Annotated in this window: 12 protein-coding genes; 9 read left to right on the plus strand and 3 right to left on the minus strand. The window is 66.8% G+C overall.

The window, feature by feature from the left end:
- The first annotated feature begins 46 nt into the window (after positions 1-46).
- A complete protein-coding gene (locus ACQPYR_RS26525; protein ID WP_433621653.1) occupies positions 47-649 on the plus strand; it encodes a DUF3558 family protein in 603 nt (200 codons plus the stop codon).
- 173 nt (positions 650-822) lie between these two features.
- Here the strand turns inward: ACQPYR_RS26525 and ACQPYR_RS26530 are convergent, their stop codons facing one another.
- Positions 823-1,593 (minus strand): TetR/AcrR family transcriptional regulator, encoded by a 771-nt coding sequence (locus tag ACQPYR_RS26530; RefSeq protein ID WP_433621654.1) that lies wholly within the window; start codon positions 1,591-1,593, stop codon positions 823-825.
- Between ACQPYR_RS26530 and ACQPYR_RS26535 the strand changes: the two genes are divergently transcribed.
- From ACQPYR_RS26535 to ACQPYR_RS26570, 8 genes are read left to right on the plus strand one after another with little or no spacing between them, the layout of a single operon-like run.
- Positions 1,543-2,436, plus strand: a complete 894-nt coding sequence (locus ACQPYR_RS26535; protein WP_433621655.1) for a metal-dependent hydrolase — start codon at positions 1,543-1,545, stop codon at positions 2,434-2,436. The two genes, ACQPYR_RS26530 and ACQPYR_RS26535, sit on opposite strands and share 51 nt — an antisense overlap.
- Complete coding sequence (locus ACQPYR_RS26540) at positions 2,436-3,476, plus strand: PDR/VanB family oxidoreductase (protein WP_433621656.1); 1,041 nt, start codon at positions 2,436-2,438, stop codon at positions 3,474-3,476. The genes ACQPYR_RS26535 and ACQPYR_RS26540 overlap by 1 nt, the downstream gene beginning before the upstream one ends.
- An 18-nt stretch (positions 3,477-3,494) precedes the next feature.
- Positions 3,495-4,988 (plus strand): aldehyde dehydrogenase family protein, encoded by a 1,494-nt coding sequence (locus tag ACQPYR_RS26545; protein ID WP_433621657.1) that lies wholly within the window; start codon positions 3,495-3,497, stop codon positions 4,986-4,988.
- Positions 4,989-6,446: a flavin-containing monooxygenase gene (locus ACQPYR_RS26550; protein WP_433621658.1), complete on the plus strand. Its 1,458-nt coding sequence runs from the start codon at positions 4,989-4,991 to the stop codon at positions 6,444-6,446.
- A complete protein-coding gene (locus ACQPYR_RS26555) occupies positions 6,443-7,306 on the plus strand; it encodes a short-chain dehydrogenase/reductase (RefSeq protein ID WP_433621659.1) in 864 nt (287 codons plus the stop codon). Before ACQPYR_RS26550 ends, ACQPYR_RS26555 begins: the two co-directional genes overlap by 4 nt.
- On the plus strand, positions 7,303-8,277 hold the full coding sequence (locus tag ACQPYR_RS26560; protein WP_433621660.1) for an alpha/beta hydrolase: 975 nt from the start codon (positions 7,303-7,305) through the stop codon (positions 8,275-8,277). Before ACQPYR_RS26555 ends, ACQPYR_RS26560 begins: the two co-directional genes overlap by 4 nt.
- Before the next feature lie 12 nt (positions 8,278-8,289).
- A complete protein-coding gene (fadD11, locus tag ACQPYR_RS26565; protein WP_433621661.1) occupies positions 8,290-10,101 on the plus strand; it encodes a fatty acid--CoA ligase FadD11 in 1,812 nt (603 codons plus the stop codon).
- On the plus strand, positions 10,098-10,589 hold the full coding sequence (locus tag ACQPYR_RS26570; RefSeq protein ID WP_433621662.1) for an SRPBCC family protein: 492 nt from the start codon (positions 10,098-10,100) through the stop codon (positions 10,587-10,589). The genes fadD11 and ACQPYR_RS26570 overlap by 4 nt, the downstream gene beginning before the upstream one ends.
- Positions 10,590-10,689: 100 nt before the next feature.
- Here the strand turns inward: ACQPYR_RS26570 and ACQPYR_RS26575 are convergent, their stop codons facing one another.
- Both ACQPYR_RS26575 and ACQPYR_RS26580 read right to left on the minus strand, forming a co-directional pair.
- Positions 10,690-11,154, minus strand: a complete 465-nt coding sequence (locus tag ACQPYR_RS26575) for a hypothetical protein (RefSeq protein WP_433621663.1) — start codon at positions 11,152-11,154, stop codon at positions 10,690-10,692.
- Positions 11,155-11,675: 521 nt separating this feature from the next.
- Positions 11,676-12,671, minus strand: a complete 996-nt coding sequence (locus ACQPYR_RS26580; RefSeq protein ID WP_433621664.1) for a pyridoxal phosphate-dependent aminotransferase — start codon at positions 12,669-12,671, stop codon at positions 11,676-11,678.
- Positions 12,672-12,731 lie beyond the last annotated feature (60 nt).

Consider the following 12,731-nt stretch of genomic DNA (forward strand, 5'->3'; position numbering starts at 1 on the left):
GGCCGGACGCGAAATCTGGTGTGATCGTTTTCCGGAGGGATGCCTGATGCCGAGTTCAGCATGTGATCGCCGCCGGCCGACGATCGCAGTACTCGGCGGCGTCGTTGCCATCGCGACGGCGGCCGGATGCACAAGCAACGACCCGGCCCCGTCACCAGCAAGGTCGTCAGGCAGCGTCACCACATCGCCCGTCGCGCCGCCGCCATGGACACCGGCCGATCTGACCTACCATCCGTGCAGCGTGCTGACTTCGGACGATATCGCCCACTACCTGCTCGCATTCGACGGCAGCGCCGCCACGCCGCCACGGGAACTGCCCCGCTGCTCCTGGTCCTCCATCCAAACCGCGATCGCCGGCAGTTTCACCGTTTCGTTCGCCCCGCACAACACCGACCTCAGCGATCTCGAGCAGCGCCAGGTTCGTAGTCCACTCGAGCGGACGGCCACTATCGGAGGCCAGCGCGCCGTCGTGCAGCCCGAACTTCGTCCCGACGGCCGCAACGGCAGCTGCTCGGTCTACGTATCGGTCCCCTCCGGCGGATCGTTCTACCTCGGGATCGCCGCCCCCGGCGTTGCCACTGGAGTCGACTGGGACGTCTGCGCCAAAACCATCGACATCGCTACCACCATCGCGCCACGCCTGCGCTGACCCGCGCGCCTTATCGTCAGTGCCGCGGACGACCCGATGCTGCCGCCGCCGGATCCGAATCTCGTTGCCCAGCAATCGGATCCGGCATCATGGCAGCGGAGGCAACCTCGGTAACGCGCTTGAAGACGATCGCATGCTTTCTCCGAGTGGGCATCAGCCGCAGCACGAGAGCGTCAGCCGCGGGCGTTGGTGACGACCGGCACCAGATACCCGCGCGCGAACTCGGCGAGCTCGTCGTCGGACCGCAGCGGTGTTGTGCCGTGCGGGGCGAGGATGAGGGAATGGACTACGCGGCAGACGATTTCAGCTCGGGTCAGCAAGTCGTCGGAGTCGGCGAGCAGTCCGCACTGGACCGCGCGTTCGAGCGTGGTGGCGGTTGCGGTGACGCACATGGCGAAGGTGGTGGCGCCGTCGACCGTGAGTTTCATGATCACTCGCTCGGGTTCGATCGCCAGCATCCGTTCGACCATGGGATGCGTGCGCCAGCGCATGACGACCGTGACGAATATGTCGGCGACGAGATCGTCGATGCTGTCGTGCCGTTCGGGCATCGCGGCGAGTTCCGTCAGCAGCGTCGCGACTTCGCGGCTGATCACGGCTTGTACCAGATCATCGCGTGAGCCCACGCGCCGGTAGACCGTGACACGATCCACCCCGGCCTGCCGGGCGACGTCCTCGATCGTCGTCTTCTTGACGCCGAACTTCGCGAACTGCACGAGGGCGGCGTCGAGGATCCGCGTCTCGAGATCGTCCGCATCATCGCGGCTCAGGGCTGCTTTCGACGCCGTCTTCACCCGTTCGACGCTAGCAGACAACACGCGCCGTGCAACAATCCAAGCAAAAATGTGGCTCGCAACATTGCAATGGAATTTGTGGCGCTGTACGGTCTGGGCATGGCTGACACCGCTGGCGCGACGAAGCGCACCTACGGCGACGACGCGCATGCGATCAATGCGCGCGATGTCCATTTCGAGTTCGATTCCGTGCCGATGCACTACATCCCCGGCGAGGTGCTGGCCACCCACATCGTCAACGTCATGCATCTGGTGCTGCCCGAGGGTGAGCGGGCCATGGCGCAGGCCCTGTCCGAGGCACTGCCGCATATTCACGACGAGCGGCTGCGGGAGGAAGTGATCGGGTTCGTCGGGCAGGAGACCATGCACGCCAACAGCCATGAGGCCGCGCGCATGCATCTGCAGTCCATCGGCCTGGACGTGGACTCTTATGTCCGCAAGGTGGCGTGGCTGGTCGACCGTATTCTCGGTGATCACGGCCTGACCGGACGAGCGAAGGACGAGTGGCTCAAGGAACGCCTCGGCCTGTTCGCCGGGATGGAGCACTACACCGCCGTGCTCGGCGAATGGCTCCTCAACGCCGACATTCTCGAGGAGAAGGGCATGCATCCGGCCATGCTGGATCTGGTCCGCTGGCACGGTGCGGAGGAGGTCGAGCACCGCAGCGTGGTCTACAACGCGTTCATGTACGTCGACGGCAGCTACGCACGCCGGGCACGGACCGCGATCCTGGCGAGCCTGACCCTGCTGCCGCTGTTCATCGTGTCGACGGCGTACATGTACCGCAAGGACCCGGAGGCCGATAAGGGCAAATTCTGGTTGCGACAGTTCGCCAGTGCCACCCGCCGCGGCGTGATCCCCAGTTGGACAGTGTTCCTCACCGAGATCCCGCGCTATCTGCGGCCTGGCTTCCACCCGTCGCAGCTGGGCCCGATGGACAAAGCGCTGCGGTATCTCGGACACTCGCCGGCCGCACGGGCGGTGGGTCACTGATGGACAAGCCTGCCGATGCCGCGCCGGTGAGTCTGCGGATGCTCAACGGGATCATGGACGCCTACAAGAGCGTCTTCGTCAAAGGCGGCGCCGCGCCGCTGCTGTCGCGACCGAAGCCGGTGCGGCGCACGGGATTCGAGCTGGACGTGCGCGTCGAGAGCATCGAACGCCAGACAGCCGATGTGGTGAGTCTGACCCTGCGCACGGCAGCCGGTGGCCCGCTGCCGACCTGGCGGCCGGGTTCTCATGTGGATGTATTTCTGCCCACCGGACGGCAACGGCAGTATTCGCTGTGCGGAGACCCGTCGGATCGCTTCCGCTACCGGATCGCGGTGCGCCTCATCCCGGACGGCGGCGGAGGCTCCCGGGAGGTACACGAGACGCTGCGCACCGATGACCGGCTGCGAATTCGCGGCCCCCGCAACGCATTCACCTTCGTCGACGCTCCGTCGTATCTGTTCCTGGCCGGTGGCATCGGCATCACACCGATCCTGCCGATGGTCAAGGCGGCGGGATCCCGCGGTCGGCTGGTGTACCTCGGCCGTTCGCGCGACACCATGCCGTTCCTGCACGAGTTGCCCGGCGCGGATATCCGTCCCGACGACGAATTCGGTGTCACCGACATCGCCGAACTCATTGCTGGTGCGGAGCCCGGTGCGGCCGTCTACGTCTGCGGACCGCCACCGATGCTGGCGGCGGCGCAGCGCTGCATGTTCGAGCTGAATCCGACCGGGTCGCTGCACACCGAGCGATTCTCGGCGCTACCGGTCACCGATGGCCGCGCATTCGACATCTCACTCGCGCGCACCGGCGGCACCGTTCGCGTCGCCGCGGACGAGACCGCCCTGACCGCGCTGCGCCGTCGGCTCCCGGATATCGCCTACTCCTGCCAGCAGGGCTTCTGCGGCACCTGCAAGGTCGGCGTCGCCGCCGGACCCGTCGAGCACCGCGACCGGCTGCTCACCGAATCCGAACGAGCCGATCACATGCTGGCCTGCGTATCGCGCGCCGCCGGCGATGCCCTCGTGCTCGACCTCTGAACGGCCGGAGACCAACTGATGGCTACATCGATGAAAACCCCTGGAGCAGTGACAACCTTCGAGGTGCGCAATCCGGCCACCGGTACCACGGCAGGCCACTACCCAATCCACCGGCAGACCGAGGTCGACCACGCTGTCGCCACCGCGCACCAAGCGGGAATCTGGTGGGCGGCACTCGGATTCACCGAGCGCGGTCGACGACTCGACGCCTGGCGCGCCGAAATCGCCAAGGGCCGTGACGAATTGGCCCGGATCATCCACGAAGAGATGGGCAAGCCGGTCTCGGACGCGAAACTAGAGATCGGCATGGCGCTCGAACATCTGCGCTGGGCCGCGCACAACGCCGAGCGTGTGCTCGGCCGCCGCGGCGTGCGGTCGAGCCTGCTCACGCTCAACCATGCCGCGCAGGTCGAGTACCGGCCCTTCGGCGTGGTCGGGGTGATCGGCCCGTGGAACTACCCGGTCTTCACACCGCTCGGCTCGGTGTCGTTCGCGTTGGCCGCCGGGAACGCCGTGGTGTTCAAGCCGAGCGAGTACACCCCCGGTGTGGGTGTATGGCTCGCCGATGCCTTCGCCCGCACCACTGCGGAGCGACCGGTGCTGCAGGTGGTCACCGGTCTCGGTGAGACCGGAAACGCGCTGTGCCGCAGCCGGGTCGGCAAGATCGGGTTCACCGGTTCCACGGCCACCGGTAAGAAGGTCATGGCGGCCTGTGCCGAGAATCTGACCCCGGTGCTGATGGAGTGCGGCGGCAAGGACGCGCTCGTCGTCGATGCCGATGCCGATCTGGACGCGGCCGCCGAGGCCGCGGTGTGGGGCGGGTTGTCCAATGCGGGCCAAACATGCCTCGCTGTGGAGCGCGTCTATGTGCACGCCGAGGTATACGACGCTTTCGTCGCGAAACTGGTGACGCTCGCGAGCACGATCGACGCCGGTCGGCCCGAATCCAAGATCGGACCGATCACCATGCCCGAGCAACTCGACGTCATCCGACACCATCTCGAGGACGCGATAACTCGGGGCGCTCGCATCCTGCTCGGCGGAATCGACACTGTGCCAGGGCAGTTCGTACAGCCCACGATCCTGGCCGATGTGCCCGACGATGCCGCGGCCATCACCGAGGAGACCTTCGGCCCGACACTCACGGTCACCCGCGTACGCGATATGGACGAAGCGATCGAGAAGGTGAACGCGGGCGCCTACGGCTTGGGCGGCACCGTGTTCTCGCGGAGCAACGGCCGCGCCATCGCGGATCGCATTCGCGCCGGCGGCGTTTCGATCAACTCGTTCGTCACCCATGCCACCATCCCGACGCTGCCGCTCGGCGGAGTCGGCGACTCGGGATTCGGCCGGGTACACGGACCCGATGGGCTCAAGGAATTCACCTACGCCAAAGCGACCACCAGGCAGCTGTTTCCATCGCCGCTGCCACTGACCACCTTCCGGCGCACCACCCGGGTAGACGCGGTGGCCGACCGGCTGGTGGCACTGCTGCATGCAAGGAGCCGATAAATGAACGCGGAACACACCCATATCGCGGTCGTCGGCGCGGGATTCGGCGGTATCGGGCTCGCGGTGAAACTGCGGCAGGCCGGATTCGAGGATTTCGTCATCCTGGAACGCGCCGACGATCTGGGCGGAACTTGGCGCGCCAATACCTATCCGGGTTGCGCCTGCGACGTTCCCTCGCAGTTGTACAGCTACTCGTTCGCGCCCAATCCGGACTGGTCGCGCACCTACGGGAAGCAGACCGAGATCCTCGAATACCTCCGGTCGGTGGCCGTCGACCACGATGTGGTCCGCTTCATTCGCTTCGGCGCGGAGGTGCTCGACGCCGGCTGGGACGAGACCGCATCGCTGTGGCGCATCGAGACCACGCAGGGTTCGCGCACCGCGGACTTCCTCGTATCGGCGGCGGGCATCTTCGCCGAGGCGAAGTATCCCGACCTGCCGGGTCTGGAGACCTTCGCGGGCAACAGTTTTCACTCGCTGCACTGGGACCACGACCACGATCTCACCGGCGAGCGCGTCGCGGTCATCGGCACCGGAGCCTCCGCTGTGCAGTTCGTTCCCGAAATCCAGCCCCGGGTCGGCAAACTGCTGTTGTTCCAGCGGTCCGCGCCGTGGATCGTGCCACGCATGGATCGCAGGACACTGCCCGCCGAGCGGTATCTGCTGCGCAGTGTCGCCTTGGCACAGAAGGCCGTTCGCGGTCTGTGGTACTCGGCCATCGAGGCTTTCGGACTGATCTCGCTGGTGGACCAGCGCTTCCGGCATCCCTACGAGGGGCTGGCACGGCTGCAGCTGATGCGGCAAGTGCGAAACCCGCTGTTGCGCAGGACCTTGACGCCAGACTATGTGATCGGCTGCAAGCGCGCGATCTTCTCCGACGCGTATCTGCCCGCGCTCGACCGGCCCAATGTCGAGGTCGTCACGCAGGGTATCGCCGAGGTGCGGCCGCATTCGATCGTGCTGCGCGACGGCACCGAACACGAAGTCGACACCATAATCCACGGCACCGGGTTCACCTCGATTCCCACCGCCTACGAACGGCTCATCGGCCGGGACGGGATCTCGCTCGCCGAGCTCTATCACAAGCAACCGCAGAGCTACCTCGGTGTGGCCGTCGCGGGATTTCCCAATTTCTTCTGCACGCTCGGTCCCTTCGGTGCGGCCGGAAACCAGTCGGCCATCTACATGATCGAATCGCAGATCGCCTACATCATCGACGCTCTGAAATCGGTGCGCCGCAACGGGGTTCGCCGCGTCGAGGTGCGGCCGGAAGCCCAGGAGCAATTCCTCGCCGAAATGGCGCAGCGCAGTTCGACCAGTGTCTGGCTCACCGGCGGCTGCACAAGCTACTACACCACACCCGACGGGCTCAATGCCGGGCTGTATCCGAACTGGAGTTTCGAATACCGCCGTCGCACACGCGCTTTCGACGCCGACGCTTACGAGGTGACCACATGACGATCGGAGCGACGCCGGGCCGCCTCGACGTGGACGGCAAAGTCGCGTTGATCACGGGGGCCGCACAGGGGATCGGGCGTGAGCTGGCGGATGTTCTCCACGCCCGCGGCGCTTCGGTCGTGCTGGTCGACATCGACGGCGCGGGCGTCGCCGCGGCCGCGGCTGCCCTCGGCCCGCGCGCCCTGCCGGTCGCTGCCGATGTGGCGGATCGAGAAGCCATGCGCCAGGTGATCACCGACGCGGTCGATTACTTCGGCTCTCTGAACGTGGTTGTCGCCAATGCCGGTGTGGTGCCGCGCCCCGCTACCCTGCGCACCCTCGAAGGGCGGGACTTCGACCGCGTCATCGATATCAACCTGACCGGCGTGTTCAACACTGTGCGCCCGGCACTCGATCACATTGTCGCCGCCCGCGGCCATGTTGTGGTGGTGTCCTCGTGCGCAGCCTTCGCACCGGGGATGGCGGGTGCGCCGTACATGATCAGCAAGGCGGGCGTGGAGCAACTGGGACGCGCACTGCGCGTGGAACTTTCACCGTTCGGCGCGACCGCGGGTATCGCCTATTTCGGCATCGTCGAAACGGCCATGACCCATGACACCCTCGACGGTGACGATCTCGGTCGTGCCCTCGACGATCTGCTTCCATGGCCGCTCAACCGACGGATCACCGCGCCCGAGGCTGCGCGGTCGGTGGCCGACGGTATCGAACGACGTGCCCCGCGCACCATCGCACCCGCGACCGGCTGGAGCGCGTACGCGCTGCTGCGTGGAGCGGTGAACGCGGTGCTCGACACCCGCCTCACCCGCGACGCGCGAGTGCACGACCTGGTGCGCGCGGTGGAAGCGCGGGTTCGGATATGAGCGAGCGCAACGAGCGATCCATCGACACAGCCGCCAAAGCGGTCATGAGCGCCGAAACCGCGTCCCGCCGGGCGCGCGCTCTACGGCAGATCTCGAGTCACACGCTGCGTCCGGCGCTGGCCGCCCTGCCGGTCAACGCGCACACGCTACCGGCGGCGCGGATGGTTATCGACCAGGTAATGCGTGCGGTCGCGCCGGTGCTGAGCGGCACGGCGATCGAGGCCGTCGAGGACGGTCCGGTTCGCGCCGAGTGGGTGCGCGGTCCGCGCGCGACCCGCGACGATGCCGCAATCCTGTATGTGCACGGCGGCGGTTTCATCACCGGATCCGCACGCTCGTATCGCGGCGTCACCTCACGGCTTTCCACCGCGACCCGGCTGCCCGTATTAGCGGTGGACTACCGGCTGGCTCCCGAAAATACCTACACCGCAGCGGCCTCCGATGTCTCAAAGGCCCATCGTCTACTGCGCGAACAGGGATTCACCCCGGACCGGATAGTTATCGCTGGCGACTCCGCGGGCGGCTACCTGGCCACCGATTTCGTGATCGACAGCGCCGATCGCGGTCGTAGGTGCGTGGCTGCCCTGCTCTTGTTCTCGCCCATGGCCGACCTCGCACTGGAACTCGCGCACCGCAGCGGTCGCCGCGATGCCCTGCTCGACCTGGCCACCGCGCACGCCGCCATCGCCCACCTCACCGACGCGCCGCAACAACTGCGTCCCGGCTCGGGAACGCCATTGCCGCCCACGCTGATTCATGCCAGCAGGGATGAACTCTTCGCCGCCGACGCGATCGCGCTCGCCGACCGCCTCAGCGCCGCGGGCGCACCCTGCGACCTGCGCTTGTGGCCCGACCAAATGCACGTCTTCCACACTCTCGCGGCGCTGGTGCCCGAATCCCGAACCGCATACCGCGCGTCCGGTCGGTTCGTCATCGAAGCGCTCGAATCCCCTGCCGCACAGGCAATCTGAAAGAAGTATCTTATGCGCTCCGATACCCTCTGCGCCGCCTTCCAGCACACCGCCGCCATCGACCCCGACGCTGTCGCGGTGCGCACCGTGGGCGGCACCCAGGAACTCACCTGGGGTGAATACGCCGCCAAGGTGCGTCGCATCGCCGCCGGCTTCGCCGCTCTCGGCATCGGTCGCGGTGACACCGTGGCCCTGATGATGGGCAACCGGGTGGAGTTCTACCCGATCGACGTCGGCGCGCTGCACACCGGAGCCACGTCCTTCTCCATCTACAACACGCTGCCGCCGGAGGGGATCGCCCATGTGCTGAGCAACGCGGGCGCGTCGGTGGTGGTGTGTGAGGCGCAATATCTCGACCGCATCCAGGGCTCCGGCGCGGCTCCCGCGCACATCGTCGTACTGGACGGCGACCCGGTCGAGGGCACAATGACCCTCCAGGAGCTGCAGACGCTCGGGACCAGCGACTTCGATTTCGAGAAATCCTGGAAAGACACGAAGCCCGACGACGTTGCCACCCTCATCTACACCTCCGGCACCACCGGCAACCCCAAGGGCGTCGAAACCACCCACGCCAATCTGCTGTTCGAGGCCTCCGCGTTCGCCCAGGTGCTGCCGATCGAATTCGGCGACCGGATCACCTCATTCATGCCCTCGGCCCATATCGCCGACCGGTTGACCGCGCTCTACCTGCAGATAGTGTTCGGCACGCAGGTGACGGTAGTGTCCGAACCCGCACTCATCGCGGCCGCGCTGCCGGACTGCCGCCCGACCATCTGGGGTGCGGTACCGCGGGTGTGGGAGAAGCTGAAGGCCGCCATAGAACTCGGCGTCGCCAACGAACCCGCTCCCATGCGTGCCGCGGCCATGCGCTGGGCCCTCGACACCGCACGCAAGCGCATGGACTTGCTGCGCGCCGGAGAGCCCGTTCCGGCCGACCTGACCGCCGAATTCGAGAAGGCCGATGCCACTGTGCTGTCGGCTCTGCGCGCGAAACTCGGCTTCGACGAGCTGAAATGGGCCGTCTCCGGCGCGGCGCCGATCCCCGCCGACACCCTCGCCTTCTTCGCCGCACTCGGGCTACCCATCTCCGAAATCTGGGGCATGTCCGAACTCACCTGCATCGCCAGCGTATCCCCCTATGCCCCAACTGAACTCGGCACCGTCGGGCGTCTCGTACCAGGTATGCAGATGCGGCTCGCGGACGACGGTGAGCTGTTCGTGCGCGGCCCGCTGGTCATGAAGGGCTACCGCGCCGAACCGGAGAAGACGGCCGAAGCCATCGACGCCGACGGCTGGCTCGCCACCGGCGATGTGATGACCCGCGACGACAACGGCTGTTTGCGCGTCGTCGACCGCAAGAAGGAACTCATCATCAATGCGTCGGGAAAGAATATGTCTCCCGCCAATATCGAGAACGCGGTACGCGCGGCCTCCGGTCTGATCGGAACCGTCGTCGCGGTCGGCGACGCACTCCCCTATGTCACCGCACTGGTGACGCTGGATCCGGACACCGCGGCGAGTTTCGCCGCCGAGCACGGACTGCCGGTCACCGCCGACGCACTCGTCGAGCATCCGGACATCATCGAACGGGTCTGCGCCGCCATCGATTCCGCCAACCAGGTCCTGTCCCGCGTCGAGCAGATCAAACGCTTCCGGCTGCTGCCGACTTTCTGGGAGCCCGGCGGCACCGAACTCACCCTCACCATGAAGCTGCGGCGCAAACCCATCAACGAGATGTACGCCGCCGACATCGAGCTGATCTACACCGACCCGCAGCCCGCCGGAGTGCACACCCCCGCCGCGAAGGAGACCGTCTCCCGATGACTCGCTGGTTCCCCCTCGCCGACAGCGACGACACCCTCATCCAGAACGGCCCGATCCGATTCCGCCACAGCGTGATCGTACCCGCCGAACCCGAACGCGTCTGGCAACTGCTCACCGCCGCCGACGCCCTGGTCTCCTGGGCTCGCGGCATTACCGGCGTCGACTGGATCACCCCGCGCCCCTTCGGTATCGGCACCCGTCGCGAGGTCACCGTCGGCCGCGGCGCCGCCGCACTACGGGAACGCTTCTACCGCTGGGACGAGAACAAACGGCTGACCTTCACCGTCGAAGCCGCCAACCGACCGGGCTTCCGCCGCTTCGCCGAAGACATCACCCTTGAACCCCACCCCGACGGCACCCACCTGACCTGGACCTTCGCCGCCGAGGCCGAACCCTGGTTCGCCGCACTTCTTTTCCCCGCCCGCCCGCTCATCCACCGGGTGACACGGTCGTGGACCGAAGGGATCACCGAACGGGTGAAGCACTAGACCCCTGCCCGGGTGCCGGTTTTGTAGGCGGTGAGGTCCACGCGGCCGGTGGCGAGTGCCCCGGCACCTGCGAGCGGTGCCAGGTGGAGCGGGCGCGTTGCTAGCGCTCTGCCGTGCCCCCGGCGTTGTCGCGGGTTTCGATAGCCTTGACGGTCTTGTCGAGGGCCTGTTTCAGGACGCGTTTGCCGACGGTCCCGACCACGGCTCCGAGGACCCGGCCCTTGAGGTTCTTGCCCTCGCGCACCACGACCACATCCACATCGGTCTTCCCGTCGGTCCGGCGCGTGAAGGTATAGGTGTGACCCGAGTGGCCGCCCCATACGTTCGAGTCGGTGGTGGTCATGACGACGCGGTCGGGGTTCGACCAGTCGTAGTGCAGGCGTTCCCAGATGCCGCGCGAGCCCTCCGTGACGTCGGCATCACGTCGGCCCCGGTCGTGCACCTCGAGATACGCGTCGGCGCTGTTGCCGAACACCTGCGAGCGGCCCGGCCCGAAATCGGTCAGCGCCGCCACGAACTGCTCCGGTGTCGAGGTCGTGGTCTCTTTGAAGTGGAGGGTAGACATCGTTGCTCCTTTGCTTCGGGGGTGACGGGTCGCGGTTCGATCCAGGAGGTGAGAACTAGCTGAGCGAGGTCCTCCTCGGGGGTATTTGCGCACGCCGTAGAGCACGCCGGCGGCAGCCGCTAGCACCGTCCGCCGGAGTCGATTCGGCGAAGATCGCCCTCAACGTGCGCGGTGTTCCTATTTATGAAGCATGAGCTTCGGCACATGCCTGCGCAAGGCCGCCGGCGAGCGCATCGAGCCAGCATGCGAGGAGGCCACCGTCCGGGGGCGGTCGGCCCGTCGTGCCGGTCAGCGGTCGGCAGTTGTCGAATCGCCTCCCGCGGCACGCACTCCACGGATCGGGGGTCGACGCGTCCAAGCCGTATCGACAGGCACGGATCCGAATGGCGGCGGCCGCCGCGGCTGTCTCCCTTACGCAGTGGAATCGAACTTTACGAGTGCCACTATGGCTCGCAACCGGATGTCCGTCATGGGACGAAAGCCCCTAGCTCGGGTGACCTCGGGCCACCCCGGCACCGGACTCAGCGTGACGCGGCAAGCACCGCATCGGTGGCCGCTGCATCGCCGACCGTAATCCTGATACCCGTGCCGCAATGCTTGACCGCTATGGCGTCCCGCGCGAAAGCCGTACGGAGCCGGTCGATTTCGGTGGCACGGCAGCGACCGAGGTACACGAAATTCGCCGCACTTGTCGGCACCGCGAAGCCGAGTGTGCGCAACCCCTCGGTGAGCCGACCGCATTCGCGGGCGATCTCGGCGGTGCGCACCGCCAACTCCGCCTCGGCGTCATAACATGCCCGCACCCCGGTCTCGGCCAGCGCGGTCACCCCGAACGGCAACTGCCACCGTCGAATTCGCGCGATCATCGGGACCGCACCGATCGCATACCCGACCCGCGGCGCCGACAACCCGTGCGCCTTCGAGAAGGTCCGCGTCACAACCAGATTCGGATACCGCGCCAACAGACCGACCGTGTCCACCCGATCTGCCACGGCGACGAAGTCGATGTACGCCTCGTCGAGCACGACCGTGACCGACGGATCGATCCGATCGAGAAACCCTTCGAGTTCGGCCTGCGCTATGCAGGTGCCGGTCGGATTGTGCGGACTGCACAGCACAACCACCCGCGTGCGCGCATCGAAGGCATCGCCCATCGCGTCGAGATCCTGATGGCCGTCCGCGGTGAGCGGAATCTGCACCGCCCGGCCGCCGATGGTCTCGGTCAGCAACGGAAATCCGTCGAAGGTCGGCGTCGCCATCACGACGCCGTCGCCGGGCGCGACGAACTCCCGCAGGACATACGTGATGACCCCGGTGGCACCCGCTCCGACCACTACCTGGTCGGGCGGCACGCCGAGCCGTTCGGCGATCATCCCGGGCAGCCTGCGCGGCAGGTATTCCGGATACCGGTTCGCCGCCATCCGCGCGCCACGCAGCGCGGCACGCACGGATGGTAAAGGGCCATAAGGGTTTTCGTGGAGCGCGAGCCGATGCTCCAGTTCCGAGGTCGGCGACATATCGAATCCCCTCGCTCAGCGTCGATGAGTTCGCCCGCACGACTATTCGTACGGGCGCTC

Source organism: Nocardia sp. CA-120079 (assembly GCF_050955745.1).
In the GTDB taxonomy this organism is placed as follows: domain Bacteria; phylum Actinomycetota; class Actinomycetes; order Mycobacteriales; family Mycobacteriaceae; genus Nocardia.

Excerpts from the sequence above, each read along its gene's own strand:
- ACQPYR_RS26525 (WP_433621653.1), top strand. The coding sequence starts at position 47 with ATGCCGAGTTCAGCATGTGATCGCCGCCGGCCGACGATCGCAGTACTC.
- ACQPYR_RS26535 (WP_433621655.1), top strand. The coding sequence starts at position 1,543 with ATGGCTGACACCGCTGGCGCGACGAAGCGCACCTACGGCGACGACGCG.
- ACQPYR_RS26530 (WP_433621654.1), bottom strand. The coding sequence starts at position 1,593 with ATGCGCGTCGTCGCCGTAGGTGCGCTTCGTCGCGCCAGCGGTGTCAGC.
- ACQPYR_RS26540 (WP_433621656.1), top strand. The coding sequence starts at position 2,436 with ATGGACAAGCCTGCCGATGCCGCGCCGGTGAGTCTGCGGATGCTCAAC.
- ACQPYR_RS26545 (WP_433621657.1), top strand. The coding sequence starts at position 3,495 with ATGGCTACATCGATGAAAACCCCTGGAGCAGTGACAACCTTCGAGGTG.
- ACQPYR_RS26550 (WP_433621658.1), top strand. The coding sequence starts at position 4,989 with ATGAACGCGGAACACACCCATATCGCGGTCGTCGGCGCGGGATTCGGC.
- ACQPYR_RS26555 (WP_433621659.1), top strand. The coding sequence starts at position 6,443 with ATGACGATCGGAGCGACGCCGGGCCGCCTCGACGTGGACGGCAAAGTC.
- ACQPYR_RS26560 (WP_433621660.1), top strand. The coding sequence starts at position 7,303 with ATGAGCGAGCGCAACGAGCGATCCATCGACACAGCCGCCAAAGCGGTC.
- fadD11 (WP_433621661.1), top strand. The coding sequence starts at position 8,290 with ATGCGCTCCGATACCCTCTGCGCCGCCTTCCAGCACACCGCCGCCATC.
- ACQPYR_RS26570 (WP_433621662.1), top strand. The coding sequence starts at position 10,098 with ATGACTCGCTGGTTCCCCCTCGCCGACAGCGACGACACCCTCATCCAG.
- ACQPYR_RS26575 (WP_433621663.1), bottom strand. The coding sequence starts at position 11,154 with ATGTCTACCCTCCACTTCAAAGAGACCACGACCTCGACACCGGAGCAG.
- ACQPYR_RS26580 (WP_433621664.1), bottom strand. The coding sequence starts at position 12,671 with ATGTCGCCGACCTCGGAACTGGAGCATCGGCTCGCGCTCCACGAAAAC.